This window comes from Chitinophaga terrae (ex Kim and Jung 2007) (genome assembly GCF_900107795.1).
Lineage (GTDB): Bacteria > Bacteroidota > Bacteroidia > Chitinophagales > Chitinophagaceae > Chitinophaga > Chitinophaga terrae.
On the sequence record NZ_FNRL01000011.1, the window covers coordinates 149168 to 174408 of the forward strand.

Annotated in this window: 13 protein-coding genes; 4 read left to right on the plus strand and 9 right to left on the minus strand. The window is 46.9% G+C overall.

Annotated features, from left to right (window positions below; all coding sequences use genetic code 11):
• Positions 1 to 3: 3 nt before the first annotated feature.
• Both BLV62_RS13860 and BLV62_RS13865 read right to left on the minus strand, forming a co-directional pair.
• Positions 4 to 5496 carry an alpha-2-macroglobulin family protein gene (locus BLV62_RS13860; protein ID WP_225889583.1) on the minus strand — a complete coding sequence of 1831 codons (5493 nt, stop codon included), beginning with the start codon at positions 5494 to 5496 and terminating at the stop codon, positions 4 to 6.
• Between the two features lie 217 nt (positions 5497 to 5713).
• On the minus strand, positions 5714 to 7201 hold the full coding sequence (locus BLV62_RS13865) for an ATP-binding cassette domain-containing protein (RefSeq protein WP_089762555.1): 1488 nt from the start codon (positions 7199 to 7201) through the stop codon (positions 5714 to 5716).
• A gap of 80 nt (positions 7202 to 7281) precedes the next feature.
• Here BLV62_RS13865 and BLV62_RS13870 point away from each other — a divergent pair, with 80 nt between their 5' ends.
• Complete coding sequence (locus BLV62_RS13870; protein WP_089762556.1) at positions 7282 to 7731, plus strand: GNAT family N-acetyltransferase; 450 nt, start codon at positions 7282 to 7284, stop codon at positions 7729 to 7731.
• An 11-nt stretch (positions 7732 to 7742) separates the two neighbouring features.
• On the opposite strand, the gene BLV62_RS13875 is transcribed toward BLV62_RS13870, so the two are convergent.
• The 5 genes from BLV62_RS13875 to BLV62_RS13895 form a co-directional block, all read right to left on the minus strand.
• Entirely contained in the window at positions 7743 to 8570 is an 828-nt protein-coding gene (locus tag BLV62_RS13875) for a DUF6048 family protein (protein WP_139170162.1), read from the minus strand.
• A complete protein-coding gene (locus BLV62_RS13880; protein WP_089762558.1) occupies positions 8533 to 9009 on the minus strand; it encodes a DUF6452 family protein in 477 nt (158 codons plus the stop codon). Before BLV62_RS13880 ends, BLV62_RS13875 begins: the two co-directional genes overlap by 38 nt.
• Positions 9010 to 9035: 26 nt before the next feature.
• On the minus strand, positions 9036 to 11915 hold the full coding sequence (gene uvrA / locus BLV62_RS13885) for an excinuclease ABC subunit UvrA (RefSeq protein ID WP_089762559.1): 2880 nt from the start codon (positions 11913 to 11915) through the stop codon (positions 9036 to 9038).
• Positions 11916 to 12148: 233 nt separating this feature from the next.
• Entirely contained in the window at positions 12149 to 13411 is a 1263-nt protein-coding gene (gene fabF / locus BLV62_RS13890; RefSeq protein ID WP_089762560.1) for a beta-ketoacyl-ACP synthase II, read from the minus strand.
• 216 nt (positions 13412 to 13627) lie between these two features.
• Positions 13628 to 14704 (minus strand): fatty acid desaturase family protein, encoded by a 1077-nt coding sequence (locus tag BLV62_RS13895; RefSeq protein WP_089762561.1) that lies wholly within the window; start codon positions 14702 to 14704, stop codon positions 13628 to 13630.
• Between the two features lie 261 nt (positions 14705 to 14965).
• On the opposite strand from BLV62_RS13895, the gene BLV62_RS13900 reads away from it, so the two are divergent.
• The 3 genes from BLV62_RS13900 to BLV62_RS13910 all read left to right on the plus strand — a co-directional run bounded on the left by BLV62_RS13900 (position 14966) and on the right by BLV62_RS13910 (position 20879).
• Complete coding sequence (locus BLV62_RS13900) at positions 14966 to 15982, plus strand: LacI family DNA-binding transcriptional regulator (protein WP_089762562.1); 1017 nt, start codon at positions 14966 to 14968, stop codon at positions 15980 to 15982.
• A gap of 223 nt (positions 15983 to 16205) precedes the next feature.
• Positions 16206 to 18497, plus strand: coding sequence for a GH92 family glycosyl hydrolase (locus tag BLV62_RS13905; RefSeq protein ID WP_089762563.1), 2292 nt, complete (start codon positions 16206 to 16208; stop codon positions 18495 to 18497).
• A 102-nt stretch (positions 18498 to 18599) separates the two neighbouring features.
• A complete protein-coding gene (locus BLV62_RS13910) occupies positions 18600 to 20879 on the plus strand; it encodes a GH92 family glycosyl hydrolase (RefSeq protein ID WP_089762564.1) in 2280 nt (759 codons plus the stop codon).
• 163 nt (positions 20880 to 21042) lie between these two features.
• Here BLV62_RS13910 and BLV62_RS13915 read toward each other — a convergent pair whose 3' ends face one another.
• Complete coding sequence (locus BLV62_RS13915) at positions 21043 to 24447, minus strand: ThuA domain-containing protein (protein ID WP_089762565.1); 3405 nt, start codon at positions 24445 to 24447, stop codon at positions 21043 to 21045.
• Positions 24448 to 24461: 14 nt separating this feature from the next.
• Positions 24462 to 25208, minus strand: a complete 747-nt coding sequence (locus BLV62_RS13920; RefSeq protein WP_089762566.1) for a ThuA domain-containing protein — start codon at positions 25206 to 25208, stop codon at positions 24462 to 24464.
• Positions 25209 to 25241 lie beyond the last annotated feature (33 nt).

The window sequence follows — 25241 nt, forward strand, 5'->3', positions numbered from 1 at the left end:
TCTTTATCTTACTACTTCAACCCATTTACCTGCCTGGTAAGCGTGTATGCTGTTATCATACATTGCTTCGCAGGAGGTAGCAGGTAAATAGAACCTGCCTAAATAGGCTGCATTCAGCAGTACATTGTATGTACGTTTCTTGTTTTCTTCGATATTGAAGTAAGTATAAACCCTGTCGTCGCGTATATCCTGGTAGGTGAATGGCGACGCCTGGAATGCACTGTCATTTTCCATCAGGCGGGTATTGATGATCTCCCAGCCTGAAGGGAAGATCTGCGAGAGCGCCATTTGTTCATAATAACCGCGTTTACCCGGGTTGGTGATGGTGATCGTTGCCATAAAGTCGGCGCCCTGTTTGAGGGTAGCCGGGTCTAAGGCTTTGCCGTCGCGGGTATGGTAGGTTACCTGCATGCCCAGAACGTCGGGATTATTTGCCGCAACAGGCTCCTGGCCTGATTCAGGTTGCCCCTGCAATATCAACCTCGTATACAACACATTGCTGCCGTTGTTTTTGATACTCAGGTTACCGCTGGCGCCGGTATTAAAGTTCACAGGCAGCTGAACAACATAGGATGCGCCGTTTACAGTGCCGGAAGTACCGTTAAGGTTATACGTGAAGTTCATCTTGCTGCCGCCTTTATTAGCGCCGCAGAACTTGGCTATTGCAATGAGCGAGTAAGCGGTAGTCTGAGTACTGTACCATTGATCGGCCTGCGAAAGCTGCGCTGCTACTTGCTTCAGCAGTTCGTTTGCCTTTGTACGCTGACCTAATATCGTCAGCGTTTCCAGGATCATGGCTTTATCGCGCAGGTCGGACCCAAAGGTGCCGCCCAATTGGTTGTATGGTTTTACATCAGTGTTCAGTCCCTGGATCAGCGAATTCGCTACTTCAGGCTGTCCGGCCAGTTTGTATGCCGCCGCCAGTCTCCATTTTGCAGGAGCGGAAATATACCTGAATTCTTTCAGCCTGTTCATCGCTCCCAGTTCCGGTACTTTTGCAAGCGCGAGGAGGTATAACCTGTAGGCCTGTGTGAGATCGCCGCCGTAGAAGTTCTGGGTATTCGGCGCCCAGGTGCTGGCTTTATTGCGCTGGTATTTCTTCCACTGATCGAGGATGCCAGGGGTGAGCGTATAGCCGCGGGCCTGCGCTTCTATGAGGAAGTTGCCTGCATAGTTGGTGCCCCATTCATCTGATTGTCCGCCGCCCGGCCAGTAGCTGAACCCTCCGTCGGAAGTCTGGAAGTTTTTCAATCTGACAATTCCTGCTTTTATGTTCCTGTCAATATTTGCCAGTTCACTTTCTTTCAGGTCCATCAGTTGGTTCAGCACCAGTTGAGGGAATACGCCTGAAGTAGTTTGTTCTATGCAGCCGTGCGGATATTCTATCAGGAACCTGAGGCGCTTGCCCAGGTTAAGCGCCGGGATGGTAGATACTTCCAGCGTACCTTTATTGCTGCCGGCCATACCTACGCCTGTGAACGGCGTTTGCCAGTTCTGGCCTGCTTCCAGGGTGCTTTCAATGATATTGGTGATAACCGGGTTCGGATTACGCACATCCAGCTCCACTTCTTCTTCTGCCTTTTCCGCCCCGCTGGCAGCTGTTGCTTTAATCCTGGCAATACCGGTCTGCGATTTAACTTTCACGTCGAAGTATACGATCTGTTCGCCCGGTTGAGGGAAGGTAACTGTTTTAGAACGCTCGCCTACTACTTCCAGCAACGGGCTGGTATTGAGTGTAACCGTAGCGCTGCGTACATTTGGTTCCAGGCCGAATACGGTAACCGGCAACTGGATGGTTTCTGAAGGACCTAATACTCTTGGCGCGGATGTTAATAACATCAACGGTTTCTTAATAGCAACAGTTTTTTCAGCAGACCCGTAAGCGCCGTCCTGCCCTGCTACTACCATGGCTTTGAGTGAACCGATGTACGGAGGCAGTTTGAATTTATGCGTTTGTTTCTGTCCTGATCGCAGGTAGAATGGTCCCATGTATTTCACCACAGGCTTGAACCTGTTGGCCTTTGCTGCACCGGCGTTCCTGTTTAATCCTTCGTCGCCCCCGATGGTGAGGATGCGATCCATATTCACGCTCCATGCTCCCAGTACATAGTCGAACAGGTCCCAGGTTTTTACGCCCAGGGCTTCCCTTGCATAGAAAGAACTGTGCGGGTCAGGAGTTTTGAACCGTGTAAGGTCCAGCAACCCTTCATCAACCAACGCAATGGTATAGGTCATTGGTTTGCCATTGGATTCGCTTACCGTGATGCTTCCTTCCGTTTCAGGCCTTAGTTTTTCAGGCATGCTGATAACCGGTTTCAGGATAGTGGTCGGATCTTCCACTTTAACAGGGATGGTACCATACATCCTGATAGGAAGATCGTTCATCGTTTGCGCGTGCGGCTGCAGTAGGCTGATATTGACATAAATATTAGGCGACATGTTCTTCTCTGCTTTGAGACGATACACTGTCTGTCCTTTTTCTGTATTGATCCAGTAAGATTTAATCACCTTACTTCCTGATTCTATGCTTACAAGGCCCCTGCCGCCTGCATTACTAGGAATGGTAAGCACGATATCCTCGCCTACTTTATACTGTTTCTTATCTGAGGTGAAAGACAACATGGCTGCTTCCGCAGGGTTATCCTGCTGCAGGCGCTGCGCCCATCCCGGCCAGTCGATATACACCGCTTTACCGGATGTATGGCCGCTTTCCAGGTCTTTAACCCTTACCAGGTACCTGCCCCAGTCAGGACTGTTCACACGGAGGTTCCATTTGGCTTTACCATTGTGCACGGTGATCTCTTCTGTGCTTAACAACTGGTTGTATGTACCCTGGGTGAAGTTGCTGTAGTCGTCATCTTCTCCTTCTTCCCACCACCATCTCCATTTAATTTTATAGAGTTCTACACGCACCTGTTTATCACCGCTGGTAAGATTACCGTTGCCATCTACATCCACGATGTTTACGGTATGGTCCTTGTCTGTAAAGATCATGCCTGTATTGCGGTCTCCGGCCGGCAATTGCACGCCCACATAAGACGTGAAAGGATTGTAAGGCATGGAGAAATGATCGATGCTGAAATCGCCTCCCGGTTCAAATACTTTTACTTCAAAGTTTGCTTTCAACTGTCCCGGCGCTATTTTACCCAACTGGATATTTGCGTTGACGGGCGCATTGCCGTTTTCGTTCAGCGGGCCTTCGAATATGGTTTTGTTCTCTGCTTCAAACTTCGTTACAGGATCATCGAAGGTAAAGTCAGGGAAGTTTTTAAATGTTGTTTTCTGTTCAACCAGGGAAACATCCACTTTGGCTTTGAGGTTTTGCGCAGTAGCGCCAAACAGCCACATAGCTGAAAGCGTTCCTGGCGTACTTCCTTTCTGCAGGCTGGTATAGCTTCCGAAGTCCATTTTGATCTTAAGACGGTTAGGTTTAACCGTTTCAATACGCAGGTTCTTCGTGAAAGTGGCGCCGCCAACTTTCACTTTAGCCACCCAGGAACCGGTAGGATCTTCAGGGTTGGTTGCTGTATTGAAGTTATAGAAGCCATTCAGGCCCTGGGTTTGGTTCAGGCGTTTATACAACTGTCCTTTAGGGTTATAGATCTCCAGGGTTACCGGGTGATCAGGCGGCAGCTTTGCATCTTTATCTTCCAGTATGAATGTGAGATAGAGAGAATCTCCCGGCCTCCATACTCCTCTTTCTCCATACAAAAATCCTTTGATCCCGTTCTGGATCTCTTCTCCCTGTACATCAAACCTGCTCAGTGGAAGCGAGCTTCCATCGTCCAGTTTCAGGTATCCTCTTTCATTATCTTTTTTCGCGATCAGCAGGTAAGGTTTGCGTTTGAGATCGAACTTGGCCATGCCTTCCCCATCGCTTTTTGTTTTGAAGATCACTTGTTGCTGGTAGTCGAGCAGTTCCAGTTCTACACCGATCATTGGTTTGGTGTCGCGGATGTCGGTTACGGCAACCAGCATGCTGTTGTCATTTCCGCGTTTGGCGATCAGGCCAATGTTGGAAGCAATGATATTGCGGGATGCCCATCTGTCTTTGTTGTAGTAAGACGGGGAGCAGGCGTCGTTGCGGGCTTCCCAGTTGTAACCATATGGATAATAGCTGTTGTAGGTTTCCCAGAAATCATCATCTTCATCAATCTTCTCTCCATAACCATAATAGTCATAATCTTCTTCTGAAGATTGATCAGCCTGCCCGTTGCCGGTACTATCGGCAGCTGTGCAGGCTGTAATAGCATATGCTTTACGGAAGCCGATCGTGATGCGGTAGATGGCGCCGGGTTCTGTACGCAGCATTTTATCCAGGTCTATAAAGAAGCGGTTCTGTTTATGCAGGTTCAGCGACTTATCGTTATCCAGCCGGATAGTTTGCTGTACAACGGGCTTGGCTACACGGCGAAGTTCTTCGGAGCCGTTGAGATCATTCCGTTGCAGATATTGAGGAACATTGTTTTCATATATTTTGATGATGGTAACATCAACCGCTTTCAGGTTAACGGCATCAAAAGGCATCACCAGTTTGTCGCTTTGCGGAAGGATAACGCCTTTACCGGGAATGCTGACAGACGGGGAGCTATTGGCTACATTGATATTGGAACTGTAAGATTTGCCCAGCCGTTTGTCTGTAATGTTGATCACCCCTTCGTTCACCACTACATTGTAATTGCCTTCCATTTTTTGGGGGGCGTATACGCTTACTTCACTTCCGTCTATCGTGTAACGCAGGTCGCTGAACCCGCTGATACCTATCAAACCTTCCAGGCTTTGTGCAGGGCTTACCGGGTCAGAGAACTGCACCAGCAGGTGTTGTTCAGGTTCTGCTACCACTTTTACATCCAGTACTTTGAAATCACCTACCGCCGGAACTTCCACGGTGTTTTTATCTGAGTACTCAGCTTTTATCGGGGCGCCGTTCCAGTTCAGCTCCATGTTGCGGGCCGTGCTGGCGCGGGAAATATTATTGATTACAAATTTAGAAGTATGATCAGCGGCGTTGTGCGTCCAGCTTACAGGTAAAGCCTGACCGCCATATTGCACGGTGAGTAATTTTTCAATGGCCTGCGGATTTTCCACGTCGGCGGTATAAACAGAGCCGGAATAGGACATCTTGTCCAGGGTTGTACTGGAACTGGCTTTCAGTCCATTACTTTCTACAGAATAGGAAGGTTTGATCACTTTAAACCCGAAGTTGAAGGTTTTCAGGTCTGCAGGTACTTCGATAACCTTGCCCAGTTTAAATGTTACGTCATAGGTTTTCCCTGGCTGCAGGTTTTCATCGGGTCTGAATTCAATGGTTGTAGCATCAACCCAGTAAGCTTTTCCTTTCACGGATGGGGAAAAATCGAAGATCTCCTTTTCTATAGGTTCGTTCGTGGTATGGGTTACATTAACCTGGCCATTTAACTGAACACGGATAGCACTTTGCTTGGAGATGACTCCTGCCGTATATGCTTCGATATACCTGGCAAATTGGGGATTCATTTCTTTCCGACTGGAACGGCAGCCACAGATCAGTACAAGGGCGGCCAAAAAAGAGATTACTACCGGAACAGTAGACCGCTTAATTGGTAACATCTGGAAAAATATTAGGGTGATTAACGATATATATACGAATGTAAATAAGAATTTTGAAATAACCGGAATTCGTATATAAAACTATGGTTGATTTAATAACCAATTAAATCAACCATAGTTCAGGTTATTTCACCATTTCTCCTTTGTTCAGTCTTATAAACTTATCGACGCAGGAAGGAAGTTCGTCTTCGTAGTGGGTAACAAAAATCAGGGCGATGTTGAGGTGTTCTGACAATTGTTCTATTACATGTTTGAAATGTTGCTTCTGCTGATCGTCGAGCCCCTGGCAAGGCTCATCGAAGATGAGGAGCGGCGGGTTCTTTACCAGCGCCCTGGCCAGTAATGTAAGCCTTTGCGCACTTTCAGGCACCTGTTTGAAAGGCGTTTTTTCGTGCTGGTTTATACCCAGTACTTCCATCCATTTACGGGCTTTTTCTTCCTGTTCCGGTTTTACAGGTTTAGGAGTGCCGATAATATCTGAATAACCGGAGCATACTACCTGCAGGCAGTTATCGCGGGAGGTGAAGTACTGGTGCAGTTCGGGAGATACGAACCCGATTTTCTTTTTAATATCCCAGATGCTTTCGCCGGACCCCCGTTTCCTGTCGAACAGCCAGAGTTTATTGGCGTAGGCCTGCGGGTTATCGCCGTTGATGAGGCTTAGCAGAGTTGATTTTCCTGCGCCGTTAGGTCCGAGCAGCGCCCATTTGTCGTTTGGCTTTACTACCCAGTTAATGCCTTTCAGGATGGTATTCTCTCCATACTTGACGTGGATATCTTCCATCTTCACGATCGTATCAAAAACCGGCATGTCAACATTGGCCGTCAGGGAGGCGATAGTTTCGCTTTCTATGCCAGGCAATGTTGGGGCAGCAACAGGAACAGGCAATTTGATAAATTCTTCCCTTGTGTATTTGCCGGTTATTTTTCCTTCTTCCAGCGTTAATACATTAGTGATATTCTGTGGAACTTCTGTGGGGGTGGTAGACATTATTACCGTAGTTCCACCGGCAATAATGTTATTGATCATCTCTGTAAATTCTTTTCTTGCCTGCACATCCAGCCCGATAAAAGGATTGTCGAGCATGAGCAGTTGCGGTTGCTGGAACAAAGAACGGGCTATCATTACCCGGCGGGTTTCGCCATTCGATAATTTGATCAGCCGTTTTTCCAGCAGGTTTTCCAGGCGCAGGGCCTTCATCCAGGCGGGTACTTCTTCTATCTCCAGGTATTCTTTAACAGTGGGCGAATTATCGGCATCCATGCTGTTGAAGCGTTGCTGGTAATAGAAGTCGGTAGTGGTATTGGAAAGATTTTTAAAAGTATGATGATGACCTACGAATGCGATCAGGTTGCGGTAATTGAACCAGGGATCGGTGATGGTATGGGTGGCTTTGTATTCATCGTAAAAGTGGTAATGTATACTGCCGTTAATAATATTAAACTTTCCGAGTATCGTGTTTAATAGCGCTGTTTTTCCTGAGCCGCTGGGGCCAACGATTGCCCAGTGGGTACCTTTGCTGATCTGCCAGTCGATTGATTGAAAAAGCGTCTTGTCTAAGTATCTAACAGTAATGTTCGACAAAGAAAGAAACGGTTGCTGTTGTTCCATTATTTAAACTATTGGGCTAAGAAATTTCACTGTCGGAGATAAATTTAGCAGGAAATTTCAAAGGTTCATACATTTATATTATGAATTGGAAGATTAAAGCATTTGACGAGCTCACGGTGCATGAACTGTATGATATCTTGTACCTGCGCAGTGAAGTATTTGTAGTGGAGCAGAATTGTGCATACCAGGACCCTGACGGGGCAGACCAGCGGGCATTGCATCTCACAGGAACGGATGATGACGGGAATTTGCTGGCGTATACACGGATATTTCCTCCGGGTGTGCAATATGACGAGGCCAGTATAGGCCGGGTGGTGACCAGCCCTGGTAAAGGCCGCGGAAAAGGGATAGGGCGCGAATTGATGCAGCGTTCTATTGATGCCGTACAGGAATATTTCGGCGATGTGGATATCGTGATAAGCGCACAGGCGCATTTAGACAGGTTTTATACCTCGCTGGGCTTCAGGCAGATCAGTGATATCTACCTGGAAGACGATATTCCTCATATAAAAATGAAAAGGGATCATTGATCCCTTCCCTCTTATTTCTTTGGTATTTTCTTTTTCTTCAATTCTACCAGTGGAGCATGTTCTTTGAGCCTGTAGAATGGGATAACGTAAGATACTGTGTATTGAACATCAAACACCGAACGTTTAGACCCACTGCCAAATCCCGGCACCGTGATCGGTGTAAAATCCGGTGATTTAACGCTGTTGATCATGATACGTTCCCTGATATTCCAGCCAAGGAAAAAATTCTTCAGCACTTCCGCTTTCAGTCCCACAACCAGCTCGATCCAGTGAGCATTGGCGTTGGTTTTAGGGATGCTTCCCTTGATATTATCTCCCCAGTAATTATTCCTGTTATTGTATTCAGGCACCGAATAGTTGAAATGAGAAAAGCCATAGCGCATGCCCACATAAAAGATATTCTTCTCTGTGGGGTACTGGCGTTTCAGGAAATTATAATCGGCTCCCAGCGTGGTATAGAATCCTGAACCTTTATAGGTATAGTTGCTATCGCTGTATGGAGTGCTGCCATACCCTGCTTCGAAGGCTGCATACCAGTTGGCATTGATCCTTGCATCGGCCACCACGGTCACTTCCTTCCTGTACGGGTAATAGATAGCAGTAACAATGCGGCTCAGATCCAGTCCTATACGCACCCCCCCGGGGATATACCAGGAGCTGTCTTTAGGTAACGCGATACGTGCAGTGTCGGCAGCTGTTTTTTTACGGGCTGTATCCGCTACTGCTTTATGCGTAGTATCCTTTACCGGTTTAGCCGGTGCGCTTTTATTCTGAGCATTGGCCACGCCGCAGAGCAGGAGACTACTGATTAAAGAAAAACAAAGTAAGATGCGTATCATTACTGGAGGTTACGGACTTGTTATTAATCAGAACAGAATCAATAGTGTTCCGGGTAGCGATCACGGTATCCAGGGTGAAGTAGGTACCGAAACCACAGCCGGGTGAAACAAAGTGTTGAACCCTTTTGTAACGGAACGTAATAGTATCTGCTACCAATGCGGAATCCACTTTCAGGTAGAACCGTGAGCTATCGGCCAATGGCGACAATGGCATGAACAGGTCTTTCAGTGGTTGTTTTTTATAGATAGAATCACGGCCCAGGGCAAACAAGGTTACTTTGGGCATGACTGTATCTCTGACCACCCCGGCGCTGTCGCGCTGGAAGTGAACATGCAGATCATTCCTTAATGTCTGATCGCAGACTTTTGTTTCATTTTCGCAGGCTATGAAGACGGCGAATAATGAACATGTGAGTAGTATCTGGTATATCCTTTTCATTCGTGATGCATCCGGGTCGCAAGATATTAAATTCCCAGCTCCTTTTTGAGGAATGCGGCTGTATGACTTTCTTTGCATGTACTAACCTGTTCGGGAGTGCCTGTGCAGAGGATAGTACCACCGCCGGCGCCGCCTTCAGGCCCCAGGTCTACAATATAGTCGGCCATTTTGATAACATCCAGGTTGTGTTCTATCACCAGCACAGTATTTCCCCTGTCTACGAGCTTATTCAATACTCCCAGCAACAGCTGGATATCCTGGAAATGCAGTCCTGTTGTTGGCTCATCAAGGATATAGATAGTTTTGCCGGTATCTTTTTTCGAAAGCTCGGTAGCCAGTTTTACCCTTTGGGCTTCACCGCCGGAGAGGGTAACTGCCGACTGGCCAAGGGTGATATACCCAAGTCCTACATCCTGCAGGGTTTTGATCTTGCGATAGATCCATGGAACCGGCTGGAAGAACTCCACTGCATCGTCTACAGTCATATCCAGTACATCGGAAATAGATTTTCCTTTGTAGCGGATCTCCAGGGTTTCGCGGTTATAACGGCGACCGTTGCATTTCTCGCAAGGTACATATACATCCGGGAGGAAGTTCATTTCTATCACTCTCATTCCCCCGCCTTCACAAACATCACAGCGGCCGGTTTTTACGTTGAACGAGAAGCGGCCGGCATTATAGCCCCTGATCTTGGCTTCCGGAACGGAGGCGAAGAGGGTACGGATGTCCGTAAAGAAACCGCAGTAAGTGGCAGGGTTACTCCGGGGAGTTCGCCCGATCGGCGATTGGTCGATCTCAATCACCTTGTCTATATTTTCCAGCCCTTTGATGCTTTTGTACGGCATAGGCTCCTGTTTGGAGTCGTAAGCATGTTGAGAAAGGATTGGATATAATGTTTCGTTGATCAGTGTAGATTTGCCGCTGCCTGATACGCCGGTTACGCAGATGAATGTGCCTAAAGGCAATTTCAGGTTCACGTTTTTCAGGTTGTTACCGGAGGCGCCTTTCAGTTCGAGGAAATTGCCATTTCCTTTGCGCCTGGCTTCCGGAACAGGCGGAATAGCTTTACCATTCAGGTAATTGGCGGTAGGCGTACCCAGTTTTAAGATCTGTTTAGGCGTGCCCTGTGCTACGATCTGGCCTCCATGTACTCCTGCTCCCGGGCCAATATCCACCAGGTGATCTGCATGTAGCATGATGTCTTTATCATGTTCTACAACGATCACGGTATTGCCCATTTCTTTCAGGTTTCGCAGGGCGTCGATCAGTTGCATGTTGTCGCGTTGGTGCAATCCAATGCTCGGTTCATCAAGTATATAGGTGATACCCATCAGTTGGGAGCCTATCTGCGTAGCAAGGCGGATACGTTGCGATTCGCCCCCGCTGAGCGTACGGGTAGGGCGGTTCAGGGTCAGGTAGGTGAGTCCTACGTTCAGGAGGAACTGCAACCGTTCCCTGATCTCTTTCAGGATATCCTTTGCAATTGCATTCTGTTTCTTTTCCAGCCTGTCTTCAATTCCATCGAACCAGCCCAGTAATTTATCCAGGTCCATATTTCCCAGTTCGGAAATATTTTTGCCATCCACTTTAAAGTAGAGGCTTTCCTTTTTGAGGCGGGAGCCGTTGCATTCAGGGCAGGTGCTGAGTTTCATAAAACCTTCTGCCCAGCTTCTTACATGGTCGGAAGAGGTATCGTTGAAATACCGGCGTACCATGTTAACAACACCTTCATATTCGGTAGAGTATTCCTTTTCTTCGGCATTATCCCCAAATTCGAGGTCTACCTCCAGTTTCCCGTTTTCATCGCCGAACAGCAGTACGTTCAGGGCTTTCTGAGGGATATTGGAAATTGGAGCGGTGAGGGAGAATTTATATTTCTTTGATAGTTGCTGTACCTGTTTGTAGGTGAAGGTATCGCGGGCTTCTCCCAACGGTTTTAGTCCCCCGTCGGCAATTGAAACGCTGTAATCCGGGATCACTTCGTTCATATCTATCTGGTAGATGGTGCCCAGTCCTTTACAGCGGGGGCAGGCGCCGTAAGGGGAGTTGAAGGAGAAGGTGTTGGGACTTGGCTCATCGTACGACAGGCCGGTGTCTTCACACATGAGTTGTTTGCTGTACTGGCTTACTTTTTCGCTGTCATGGTCCATGATCATCATGATGCCTTTTCCCATTGTGAGCGCTTTTTGTACGCTCTGGCTGATGCGGGTGCGGGCATCTTCTTTCACCTGGATGCGGTCTATCACCAGTTCGATGTCGTGAATTTTATAGCGGTCTACCTGCATTCTTTCTTTCAGGTCCTGGATTTCGCCGTCTACCCTTACTTTGAGGTAGCCTTGTTTCCTTACCTGTTCGAAGAGTTCGCGGTAATGGCCTTTACGTCCGCGCACCAGGGGTGCGAGAACGGCTAATTTTTTATTGTTATAATTTTTAAACAGGTGTGCAATGATCTCTTCTTCGGAGAAGCGGGTCATTGGTTTGTTCGTAATGTAGGAGTATGCAGTTCCGGCTCTTGCATAGAGGAGGCGGAGAAAGTCATAGATCTCTGTGATGGTTCCTACAGTAGAGCGGGGATTTTTGTTAGTAGTTTTTTGTTCAATAGAAATAACGGGAGAAAGGCCTGTTATTTTATCGACCTGCGGGCGCTCCATATCGCCGATGAACTGACGTGCATAGGCGGAAAAGCTTTCCATATATCTGCGTTGTCCTTCAGCGTAAACGGTATCAAAGGCGAGTGATGATTTTCCACTGCCACTGATTCCGGTGATCACTACCAGTTTATTTTTGGGCAACTCGAGGTCCAGGTTCTTCAAATTATGCTCCCTTGCGCCAAATATGGCTATTTGTTCATCTACCGGGGCTTGCGCGGCGGATTGAGCGGGTACATTCTCTTTTTTCTTTGCCATAATATTAAACTACTAAACTACGCCATAATTACGAGAATTTCACGCAGAGGAGCGAAGTTTCGCGCAAAGGAGCAAAGAAGCAAAGACGCAAAGTTTTTAAATAAGAAAGCAAAGGAGTAAAGAATACTGAAAAGTAGTCTTTACTCCTTTGCTTCTTAATATTCGCTTCGATCAAAAAAACTTTGCTTCTTTGCTTCTTTGCTCCTTTGCGTGAAACTTCGCTCCTTTGCAACCTACGCTTTGTATTTTTTGAATACGCAGATCGCATTGTGGCCGCCGAAACCGAAGGTATTGCTCATGGCTACGTTGATGGTACGTTGCTGCGCTTTACCTAAAGTCAGGTTCAGGTTAGTTGGAATTCCTTCTCCCAGCACGGTAGTGTTGATGGTTGGAGGAACGATATCTTCCTGGGTGGCTTTGATACAAGCGATGGCTTCGATAGCGCCGGCAGCGCCGAGCAGGTGACCTGTCATTGATTTGGTGGCACTGATGTTCAGTTTTTCTGCGTGATCGCCGAATGCAGAAACGATCGCTTTCAGTTCGCTGACGTCGCCTACCGGTGTGGAAGTGGCGTGAGCGTTGATATAATCGATATCTGTCATTTGCAGGTCTGCATCGCGGATGGCTTCTTCCATACCCATACGTGCACCCAGGCCTTCGGGGTGAGTAGCGGTCAGGTGATAAGCGTCGCAAGTCATTGCGCCGCCGATCATTTCACCATAGATGGTAGCGCCCCTGGCGATCGCGTGTTCATATTCTTCCAAGACAATAGCTCCGGCGCCTTCTCCCATTACAAAACCATCACGGTCTGTATCGAAAGGACGGGCGGCGTGGGTAGGGTCTTCGTTGTTGGTAGACAAAGCTTTAAGAGCATTAAAGCCGGCAATGCCTGCACGGGTTACAGGTGCTTCCGAACCGCCGGCGATGATAGCATTGGCTTTACCCAGGCGGATATAGTTAAATGCATCAACCAGTGCGCTGGAAGAAGATGCGCAGGCAGAAACAGTACAGAAGTTCACTCCCATAAATCCATATTTCATGGCTATCTGGCCTGCTGCGATGTCGGAAATCAATTTAGGAATGAAGAAAGGGTTGAATTTAGGAACGAAATTAGCTTCCGCAAATTCAACGATCTGTTCTTCGAACGTCAGCATACCGCCGTTACCTGAAGCCCAGATAACGCCAATTTTGGTCTTATCCACGCCTTCATTAGTAAGGCCCGCATCCAATACTGCTTCATGAGCAGCAGCCATAGCGTACTGTGTGAAGTTGTCCATTTTCCTGGCTTCCTTCTTTTCCATGTATTTCTCTACATCAAAACCTTTGACTTCACAGGCAAATTTTGTCTTGAACTCTGTGGTGTCAAATTTTGTGATGGGACCGGCGCCACTTACACCAGCCTTCATATTGTTCCAAAATGTATTTACATCATTCCCGATAGGTGTTAGTGCTCCGAGACCGGTAACCACAACCCTTTTCAGTGTAACAGTACGCATATTTTTTACTTTAATAAAAAAAGTTAGAGCGCAAATTTAGTTACTTATTGTTATGATTAATCATTTTCATTAAGATAATCTAACATAACTTTTATTAATTTATATTGAAATGGGCCACTGTAGCGGTTTTTTGGACCATTATCGACATAAAAACGGCTGTCTCTACTGGTTAGAGACAGCCGGGTATTTACTTAAAACGGCCGAAATGTGGATAACTCAGGCAGCCGCTGCGGCGGCCACATAAGGTTGAACAGCCATTTTCCGGGTACGTTGTTTAAGGAATGAGATAATTTCTGCATCCGTCTGGAAACGGTCTCCTATGTTTACAAAGTTTTTGGCAAGAAGATCATACCGTTTCAGCATCAGGTATGCCCAGACATGCAGGAAATGTATGCCGTCAAAAACGATAGCATCGTTGTCGATATACTCTTTTATCGTTTTCCGGAAGTACACAGGATGTTCTGTCCAATGCATGCTTGGTTTCAGGTGATGACTGATATGGTAGCCATCGTTCCAGCATTTGTGGTTGTATTTGGTATTGATGCAGGTGATACTGTTCTTATATGCATTGTCAGGATCCGCAGGGCAGATGAAAGCATGTTGCGCCCAGTTGCCCACCATCATGATTATCCTTGAAATAATAAAAGGCAGGATAAATACCACGAATGTAGCAGGGAAGTTCACAAATGACAACCCGACGCAAACAGCAGCAAACAATACTTCGCCCCTGATCAGTTTTATCATCAGTTTATTCCTTTTCTTACGGATATGATACCTGGCTGTATCGTAAGCCCCGAAGGTTACGAAGTTCCACAGGTAGAGCAGGAAACCGCGGAACGAATCCCGCTGGTAGAACATGGTACAGCTATCGTCGTCCGGCATATTATTCTCCGGGTGATGCATACCAATATGGTGTGAATAATAGGATTCGGGCGTTTGTCCGAACAACGGGCCTATTACCCATGGGAGGTAGTTGTTCCAAAACTGGTATTTCTTATTAAAGAAAGCCCTGTGGCTGGTGCAGTGCAACATCAGGCCGAAAGGTCCTTTAAAAGTAACATTGTTAAAGAATTGGTAAAGAATGGCGGCAGCCCACCATACCCAGTTATTCATACCCGGGATGTACATCAGGATGGCCAGCGGCCATAAGGTAAACGTGATCTTTACTGTAAGGTAAACAAACGGAAGGTCTCGCTCGTCTTTTATCCAGCTTTTAAACAGCCTGTCGAGCGCTGTTTCTTTTTCCGGCTTGATATAAACAGGGTCAGTTAGATTATCAGAGAAATATTTCATAATAAATTGAAGATTGTCTACAGTTGTAGTTGTTGGCATTCGAAAATAGAGCCAATAACGTTATAACGTTCGCAATAAGTATATATTATTGACTTGTCTTGTTGGAAGATAAATCATTTTTTTCTTCCTGCCTTGCATTTAACAGTATTTTTGTAATTTCCGTCGCCAGGTTATTACCATAAGCGTAACTATACGACCATTAAAAAAGATTGAATTCCCGGTATGAAAAAATTTGAGTATGCCAAAATCAGTGTCCTATAGATGGAAAGATTGACCCTTAAAGACGTAGCAAAACTGGCCGGAGTAGCACCTTCCACAGTATCTTTCGTACTGAATGGAAAAGGAAAGCAAATGAGGATCCGGGACGAGGTGGCACAAAAGATAATGCAGGTTGCCGAGAAAGCAGGATACGAACCGCACCGGATGGCGGTAAACCTGCGGACAGGGCAGTCGAAAACTTTAGGCCTGATCGTCGAAAGTATTTCCGGAAGTTTTTTTGCCTGCCTGGCAAAAACCATTGAAACCGAAGCGGAGCGCAACGGTTATAACGTGGTGTATTGCAGCACTGAGAATAATGCGCAGAAAGGCGCAGAGCTGATCAAGATGCTGGGCCGGCAGATGGTAGACGGCTACCTGATCACCCCGGCGCCAGGAATGGAAAAAGGAATACAGCAACTGGTACAGCAACAGCGGCCGCTGGTGCTGATGGATAGCTATTTCCCGGGGATTAAAGCCCCTTATGTGCTGATCAATAACTTCGAAGGCGTACACCAGGGCGTTAAACAGCTGGTGAAGAAAGGATTGACAAAAATAGCTTTTGTGACGGTAGACCTGGACCTCATCCAGCTCGATGAAAGGCAGAGAGGGTATGTAACTACCCTGAAAGAGCACAAGATCCCTGTAAAAAAGAAATACATCTTACAAGTAAAATACCACCGGCAACATAGCGATTCCTTAAAAGAAATACGCACATTCCTGGAAGAGAACCCCGACCTGGAGGCTATATTTTTTGCTACAAATTACCTTGGAATCCTTGGATTAGAAGCAATTTCGGATCTAAAACTGAAAATGCCGGACGATATTGCCGTTATGTGCTTTGACGATCACGATATCTTCAGGCTGTACCCTCCTGGTATTTCAGTGATCGAACAGCCGATCGAAAATATAGCCAGGACGGCTATAGATATGTTAATGCAGCAGCTGGATAAAAGCAAGGGGCCACTGAAAAGGTATGCGGTAGAATTGCCTGGCCGGTTGATCCTGAGAGGTTCCACCTGAAAAAGAGCAGATTTCGGAAATTATTTTTATTTTTAAAGCTGCTATTGCAATTAAACGGAAAAAAGGATCGACTATAAGGACCCTTTTTTTTCGGGGCCTGTGCTAAATCGATTTTTCAGATTACCTTTAAAGCCGGAATAACGACCTGGATCGTATATTTTTCAAGGGTTTATTGTGTATTTGAGTCAACAAACACCATTTTCATTTTATTTAAAAAGAACGCATGAAAAAAGTTGGATTGCTAGCAGCAGCTTTATTTTGCCTGCAGGGCGCCTATAGCCAGACAGTGGAGAAGGTAACCTCGCCGGCAGATTGGGTGAATACCCTGATGGGTACCGATTCCAAAGTTTCGCTGTCTAACGGTAATACTTATCCCGCTATCGCCCTTCCCTGGGGTATGAATTTCTGGATGCCTCAAACCAATACAATGGGTAACGGCTGGGCATATCAATACACTGCCGACAAGATCAGGGGCTTTAAGCAAACACACCAGCCTTCACCGTGGATCAACGACTACGGGCAGTTTGCCATTATGCCGGTAACCGGCACAGTAAAGTTCGATCAGAACAAACGCGCCAGCTGGTTCTCTCATAAATCTGAGGTTGCAAAACCTTACTATTACAGCGTTTATCTTGCCGACCCGGATGTAACTACCGAGATCACGCCAACGGAAAGGGCCGCCCAACTTCGCTTCACCTTCCCGCAAACCGACAGCGCTTTTATAGTGGTAGATGCTTTCGACAAAGGATCTTATATCAAGATCATTCCTGCTGAGAAGAAGATCATCGGTTATACAACCAAGAACAGCGGAGGCGTTCCTGCCAACTTCAAAAACTATTTTGTAATCACTTTCGATAAGCCTTTCACCGTTGCTGATACCTGGCACGATTCCGTTCTGGTAAAAGGACAACTGGAATTACAGGCAAATCATACAGGCGCCGTTGTTGGCTTCAAAACCAGCAAAGGAGAAAAAGTAGGGATCAAAACTGCTTCTTCCTTTATCAGCTTTGAACAGGCCGAACTGAACCTGCAGCGCGAAATTGGTCAGGACTCCTTCGACGCTACCTGCCAGAAAGCAAAAGACACCTGGAATAAAGAATTGGGCCGCCTCGCAGTTGAAGGCGGAACCGTAGACCAGGTACGTACTTTTTATTCTTCTTTATACCGCGTACTCCTTTTCCCAAGGAAGTTCTATGAGTATAACAACAAGAATGAAGTGGTTCACTACAGCCCTTTCAACGGCGAAGTGTTACCTGGCTATATGTTCACCGACAACGGTTTCTGGGATACCTTCCGCGCCGTACATCCGTTCTTTACACTGATGTACCCTTCTTTAAGCGCCAAGATCATGGAAGGGTTAGCCAATACTTACAAAGAAAGCGGCTGGTTGCCTGAATGGGCAAGCCCTGGCCACCGCGATTGCATGGTTGGTTCCAACTCCGCTTCTCTCATCGCCGACGCTTATCTTAAAGGCATCCGCGGTTACGATATCAACACCCTTTACCAGGCTATCTTAAAGAACACCGAAAATGAAGGTCCTTTAAGTTCTGTTGGCCGTTTAGGCGTTAAATACTATAATACCTTGGGTTATGTGCCTTACGATGTGAATGTGAATGAAAATGCCGCCCGTACGCTGGAATATGCATACGACGACTTTACCATCCTGCAGCTGGCAAAAGCCCTGAACCGCCCGAAGAAAGAGATCGCGCTGTTCGAGAAACGTTCTCAAAACTACCGCAACCTGTTTGATCCTGAGACCAAACTGATGCGCGGTAAAAATAAAGATGGCAAGTTCCAGGCTCCATTCAATCCGTTTAAATGGGGAGACGCGTTTACCGAAGGTAACAGCTGGCACTATACCTGGTCTGTATTCCACGATATTCAAGGCTTGTCTGACCTGATGGGCGGAAGAGAGGCGTTCGTGGGAATGCTGGACTCTGTATTCAACATGCCTCCGATCTTCGATGAAAGCTACTATGGTACCGTGATCCACGAGATCCGCGAAATGCAGATCATGAACATGGGACAATATGCGCACGGCAACCAGCCTATCCAGCATATGATCTACCTGTACAACTATGCTGGTCAGCCATGGAAAACTCAATACTGGATCCGCCAGGTAATGAACAAATTGTACCACGCAACACCTGACGGGTATTGCGGCGATGAAGACAACGGTCAAACCAGCGCCTGGTACGTGTTCTCTGCAATGGGCTTCTACCCTGTTTGCCCGGGTACTCCCCAGTATGTTTTCGGAACGCCATTGTTCCCTAAACTGACTATGACATTGGAAGATGGTAAGAAAATGGTTATAAATGCACCAGGGAACAGTGAACAAAATCTCTATGTGCAGAGCGCTTCGTTAAACGGGCAACCATACGCTAAAAACTGGATCAGCCACCAGGACCTGCAAAAAGGCGGCGCCCTGGAATTCAGAATGGGAGCAAATCCTGAGAAAACAAGAGGCACTGATCCATCAGCTTATCCTTACTCTTATTCCAACAGCAAGAAATAGAACGAAATATTTTCTTTAGACAAATTTCATTGTTCACTGACTAATTCATCCCGATTCTTCGGGATGTATTTTTTAAAAGAAGGTCTAACACAAAATCAATTCATGAAAAAAACAATATTATCTATTCTGCTGGTATCCTCCCTGCACGGTTTCGCCCAGGAAAACGTGCTGCAGTACGTGAAACCGATCACCGGCACACAACGGATGGGACATACCTACCCCGGCGCTACTGTACCTTTCGGTATGGTGCAGTTAAGCCCCGAAACTGATACGATTCCTTACGACATGAACGGGAAATACAATCCTGATGTGTATAAGTATTGTGCAGGATATCAATATGAAGACAAAACAATTGTAGGATTCAGTCATACGCATTTCAGCGGTACCGGCCACTCCGACCTTGGCGATTTCCTCATCATGCCAACAGTTGGCAAACTGCAATTAAACCCCGGAACCGCCGATAATCCTGAAAGCGGCTACCGTAGCAGGTTCTCTCATGCCAATGAAGTGGCGGAACCAAACTACTACAAAGTAAAACTGGATGATGATAATATCATCGCCGAGCTGACAACCAGCAACCGCGTAGGTTTCCACCAATACACCTTCCCGCAGACCGACCAGGCTCATATCATCCTGGATATGATGTCGGGCATTTACAACCACGAGAATAAAAACGTCTGGACCTTTATCCGCGTTGAAAACGATACACTGATCACGGGCTTCAGGCAAACCAACGGCTGGGCGCGTACAAGGATCGAATATTTTGCAATGGTGTTCTCCAAACCATTTGTACAATACGGTCAGCAAAATTATTCCAAAGACGTTTACCGCGGTTTCTGGAGAAAATTCGATCAAACAAAGAATTTTCCTGAAATGGCCGGCCGCCAGCTTCGCGCATACTTTGATTTCAAAACATCTGCAGGCGAAAAGATCAAGATCAAATTTGCGCTCTCTCCTGTAAGTACTGCCGGCGCTGTAAAAAATCTTTCAGAGATCCCGGGATGGGATTTTGATAAAGTGAAACAGGATGGCCAGGCATTGTGGGCCAAAGAGCTGAACAAGATCCATATCGAATCCGGGAGCCGGGAAGAAAAGGAAAACTTTTATACGGCCATGTACCATGCTTTCATTAACCCAACTACCTACATGGATATTGACGGTTCGTACAGGGGGCTGGATATGAATATTCACCAGGCGGATGGCTTCACCAACTATACTACTTTCTCCCTCTGGGATACATACAGGGCTTTGCACCCGCTTTTCAACGTTATTCAGCCTAAGCGGAACGCTGATATGATACAATCGATGCTGAAACACTATGAACAAAGTGTACAGCATATGCTGCCTGTATGGTCGCATTACGCCAATGAAAACTGGTGCATGATAGGCTATCACAGCGTTTCTGTAATTGCAGATGCTATCATGAAAGGCAATGCGCCTTTTGATGCGGAAAAGGCATTGGAGGCCTGTGTAACTACTGCGCGGCATCGCACCTACGATGGCCTGGAATACTATATAGACAAAGGCTATGTGCCGGAAGACAGGAACGGTTCCTCTGTTTCCAAAACCCTCGAATATGCATACGACGACTGGTGTATTGCACAGGTAGCGAAGAAATTGGGCAAGCAGGATATTTATGATGAATTCATGAAACGTTCTGCCAACTACAGGAATGTTTACGATTCACAGACAGGTTTTATGCGCCCGCGCCTGGACAACGGTACCTTCAAAACCAGCTTTGATCCGCTGCAAACGCACGACCAGGGCTTTATTGAAGGTAACGCCTGGAATTACAGCCTGTATGTTCCGCATAACCCCGACGATATGATCGCCATGATGGGCGGTAAAAAGCAGTTTACCCAACACCTGGATTCATTATTCACAATGGAACTGCCGGATAAATATTTTGCGGAAACGGAAGATATTACCCGCGATGGTATCATTGGCAACTACGTGCATGGTAATGAACCTTCTCACCATGTGGCCTACCTTTATAACTGGACCGGCTACCCCTGGAAAACCCAGGAAAGGGTGAGGATGATCCTGAAAAAGATGTACCATCCGGGTCCTGACGGCTTAGGCGGAAATGACGACTGCGGCCAGATGAGCGCCTGGTATATTTTCACCACGCTTGGTTTTTACCCCGTTTGCCCGGGCTCAGATCAATACTCGCTGGGCAGCCCGGCTATCGATAAAGCTACCCTGCAGCTGGAGAACGGGAAAACATTTGTTGTAGATGTAAAGAACCAGGGAGATAAGAATGTTTATGTACAGAAAGTGATGTTAAACGGCGCTCCTTTAAATCGTTTGTATATTACGCACGATGAAATTATGAAAGGTGGAGTTATTACCTTTGTAATGGGTTCCAAACCGAAAAAGTAGGCTTGTTTATCAATTGTATAAAAGGGCTGTCTCTACGCTGTGGAGACGGCCCTGTTTATTTTATGGCTCTGCTGTTTAAGCTCCTGTATGGGCCACAAATCAAAAAGGTCCGTCTCCACAGCGTAGAGACGGACCTTTTATAACGCTTGCGCGTATATTTTTCTTATGGCAATAATGCAATTGAAACAACGCCTAACTGCACCTGCTGAGTTGCATCTGTCGATTTAAAACGGATATACAGGTTATGTAATTTACCGTCGGTGATCGGGGTGAACCTGATGGCAGCTTTGTTAGGAGCTTTTGCAGCAGCGCCGGGACCGATGGTCACTTCGCCGAGGCGGGCGCCATTTTCGTCGTCCAGGAATGCTTCAACAACATAGCCCTGTTGCGGTGTTTCCTGAACCATGTAAGTGAATTCAAGTCCGCTGACTTCTGTCAGGTCGAGTTGCTTGTAGCTTGCCCAACCGCCGTTTGAAGGGATCAGGAACTTGCGGTTATCTACAGAGAATGCAGAAATACCGTTGCTCTTGTCGTAATCCGCTGCCGGGATAGTTGGGTTGCGTAATTCAACGGATGCTGTTCCGGTGATTGGTTTAATACCTGCGCCGCCTTTATCTGTATAGCTTGCGAACAGGTACAGCGTTCCGTTTTCTTTTACTTCGCCGCCCATAGTTGGGTTGATCGCGCCAGATACCGGCAGGGAAGCAACTTTAGGCGTATTGCCGCCTACAGAGTAGATGTATTCTACCAGCTGTTTTGCTTCGCCCATAGACAGGCCAGGGTGAGCCGACATAGCTGTTTCGCCCCAAACGCCGCCACCGCCGTTGATGATCTTCTTCGCCAGTTTTTCCGGAGCTTCAGGATCGTTCTTGTATTTTTCAGCTACCTGTTTAAAGCTTGGACCAATTGATTTCTCATCAACCTTATGACAGGTCTTACAATCAGAAACTTCCATGATATTCTTGCCGGCAATGGCGCCGCTGATGATCTGGTGGCCCTGAGGAGATGCGGCTTTATCTTTACCATCGATATAATCTGCCTTCACAAAGATGTTGTTCACATCCAGTTTGCCATCTGCCGAGCTGCCATCTTCCTTATCACTTACGCTAACAGCATAGTGAACCTGTTTGCCAGGGAAGTAGAACATCTTGTTGCCTGTAATGTCGATCTTCACTTCAGGAGTTTCGTTACCTGCATAGAGTTCAATGTTCTTGCTCTTAGTTTTAGCGCCTTTGTCGTCTGCTACTTCCACTGATACCTGGTATTCACCGGCTGTAGTGTAGGTATATTCAACAAATGGTTCTGTCGTTTCTTTCTTGGTGCCGTTGCCCAGGTTCCACATATAAGTGAGTTTATCGCCATCCGGATCTTTAGATCCTTCTGCACTGATCTTCACTTTAAATGGCAGGCCGCCGGTCTGATGGTTTACAGAGATCTCAGCTTTCGGAGCGCGGTTGCCGCCGTTGTAGTCTATACGGGCCAAACCTGCATCCGGGTTTTTGCTGAACCAGCCGTTTCCGTATTCCAGTACATACAAACGGCCATCAGGACCCATTTCCATATCGATAGGCGCTACAAATTTGGTATGAGGCATGAACTTTTCCATTTTGGAGAAGTTGCCGTTTTTGTCCATGGTTACAGCCATGATCCATCCGCGGATCCAGTCGTAGATGAACAGTTTACCATTGTAGTAATCAGGGAAACGGGTTTCTTTTGGATAGAATTCGCTGTAGTATACAGGGCCTGCTTCCGCATTACGGCCTCCGGAACCTACGATCGGGAACTCTTCTGATTTTGCATAAGGGTACCAGATGAAGGCAGGAGTAGCTGGAGGTAATTCTTTTAACCCCGTGTTGTTACGGGAATGGTTGATTGGTTTTAACGGATCGTAATATGGTCCGCTTTCGCCAGTCTCGTAATTATACACCCTGTAAGGTTTGTTATTGGCGATGAACATAGGATAACCAAAGAAGCCAGGTTTTTTGGCCTGGTTGATCTCATCGTATCCGCGTGGTCCGCGCAGGGAATCATCGTTATTGGCATCCGGACCTACCTCTCCCCAATACACATACCCGGTTTTCTGGTCTACCGACATACGGTAAGGGTTACGCGTACCCATAGCGTAGATCTCAGGGCGTGTTTTGGCGGTACCCTCTGGGAAGAGGTTACCTTTAGGAATGCTGTAGGAGCCATCTTCATTCACTTTAATACGAAGGATCTTACCACGCAGATCGTTGGTGTTGGCAGATCCGCGCAGGTCGTCGTATTGCAGGTGACCAGGACGGTCGTCTGTTGGTCCGTAACCTTTGCTCACATATTTCTGGCCCGGTTCGTCGAATGGCGTGGTATTATCACCTGTAGAAAGATATAACAGGCCATCGGGACCAAAAGCGATAGAACCGCCTGTATGGCAGCAGATATCACGTTGTGAATAGAATTGCAGGATCACTTTTTCGGAAGACATGTCCAGTTTGTTGTTTTCGAATTTGAAACGCGACAAACGGTTAACGGAAGTGTCTTTAGGCGAATACATCGCGTAGATGTAGTGATTATCCTTGAATTTAGGATCGGCGGCCAGTCCCAGGAATCCTTCTTCAGCATTTACATGCGGCACATCGGTATGATGATAAACATTCAGGAATCCAACCTGTGAAAGTTTTTTCTCTGCATTGTTATAGAGCATCAGTTCACCACGGCGCTGGGCAATGAGGATGTCGAGGTTCGGGAGTATAGCCATTTCCGTTGGTTCGAAGAACTCGCCCGATACCAGCTGGGTTTTGGTGAAACGGTCTTCGTCCGGAACGCGCAGCGTAGTTGCTTTGCTGTAATCCAGCACCAGGTTCTTACCGATCGCATATTTAATACCGCCGGCAATATGTTTCAGGAACAGGCTATCAGAATAGGATTCTTCGGTATGACCAAGACCTGTGTAGAAAGCGCGTCCGCCATCATAGTCGTGGTACCAGCTGATAGGGTGATTACCATTCATGGTACCGCCCTGGTAGCTCTTTTCGTCCAGTTTCAGCAGTACCGTAGTGGTAGTATCTACATTCCTGTAGTTGTACCATTCGTCGGTATGTTCCCATTTTTCGGGAAGTCCTTCTGTTGCAGGGAAAGATTTGTCCACTACTTCGATGGTAGCTTTATGAACGCCCGGAGGGTGGTTCTGGAACCATGCGCCGGCGAGGTGGTTATACCATCCCCATTCGTATTCTGCATCGGCTGCGGCATGAATACCAACGTACCCGCCACCTGCCTGGATATATCTTTCGAAATCAGCTTCCTGGTAGTTGTTCAGCAGATCACCTGTGGTATTGAGGAAGATAACGGCAGCGTATTGTTGCAGTGAATCTTCGTTGAATTTCGCTGCATCTACAGTAGTGTCTACATCAAACCCATTTTCCTGTCCCAGTTTCTGGATGGCAGTGATGCCCGGGGTGATGGAGTTATGATGGAAGCCTGCTGTTTTGGTAAACAGGAGCACTTTAGGCTTTCCGGGCCTGGACTTCTGACAGGCGGCGAAGCCTACAAGGGCCAGGAGAAGAATTAGTTTAATTGAATTTTTCATTACTATAGCTAGTCTTAGTTATTGGGTTTCCAATTACCGATGGCGTATTCTATGCCACCCAGTAAATGCTTCAGATATACAGGATCCTGGTAGGATTCTTTGACGTGGCCCATTTCAGTGTAAAATGCGCGTCCTCCTTCGAAGCTGTGATACCAGCACATAGGGTGATTGTCGCCGTTTTTACCGCCGGAGTAAGTGCTTTCATCTATTTTGATCAGCACATGCACATCAGGGTTCAGGTTCTTGAAATTGTACCACTCGTCTTTACGGATCCATTCATCCGGCAGGTCTTTGGTGGCGGGGTGGTTATGATCTACAACCCTGAGCATTGCTGTTTGCTGGTGCGGGTGACTGAGGAACCATGCACCGGCCAGTTTGTTGTACCAAGGCCAGTCGTACTCTGTGTCTGTTGCCGCGTGGATACCCATCCATCCTCCGCCTTTGTGTATGTAGTTTTCGAAAGCTACCTGTTGCGCGCTGTCTAATACATCGCCGGTAGTGCAGCTGAAGATGACTGCTGCATATTTTTTAAGATTGGAAGGAGTGAATACACTTGCATCTTCCGTAGTGTCGACCTTAAAACCGTTTTCTTCCCCTAATTTCATGATTGCCAGCTTAGCGGCTGGAATGCAATCATGACGGAATCCTTTGGTTTTGGAGAACACTAAAACTCTTTTTGTTTTTGGCTTATGACCGCCGGCTTGCGCGGCTGTCAGGCCAATAAGGAGCATGAGTGCGAAAAACGTGGTTAATGTTTTCATTGTGTACGTGGGTTGTTCTTTCACGCGGAGACG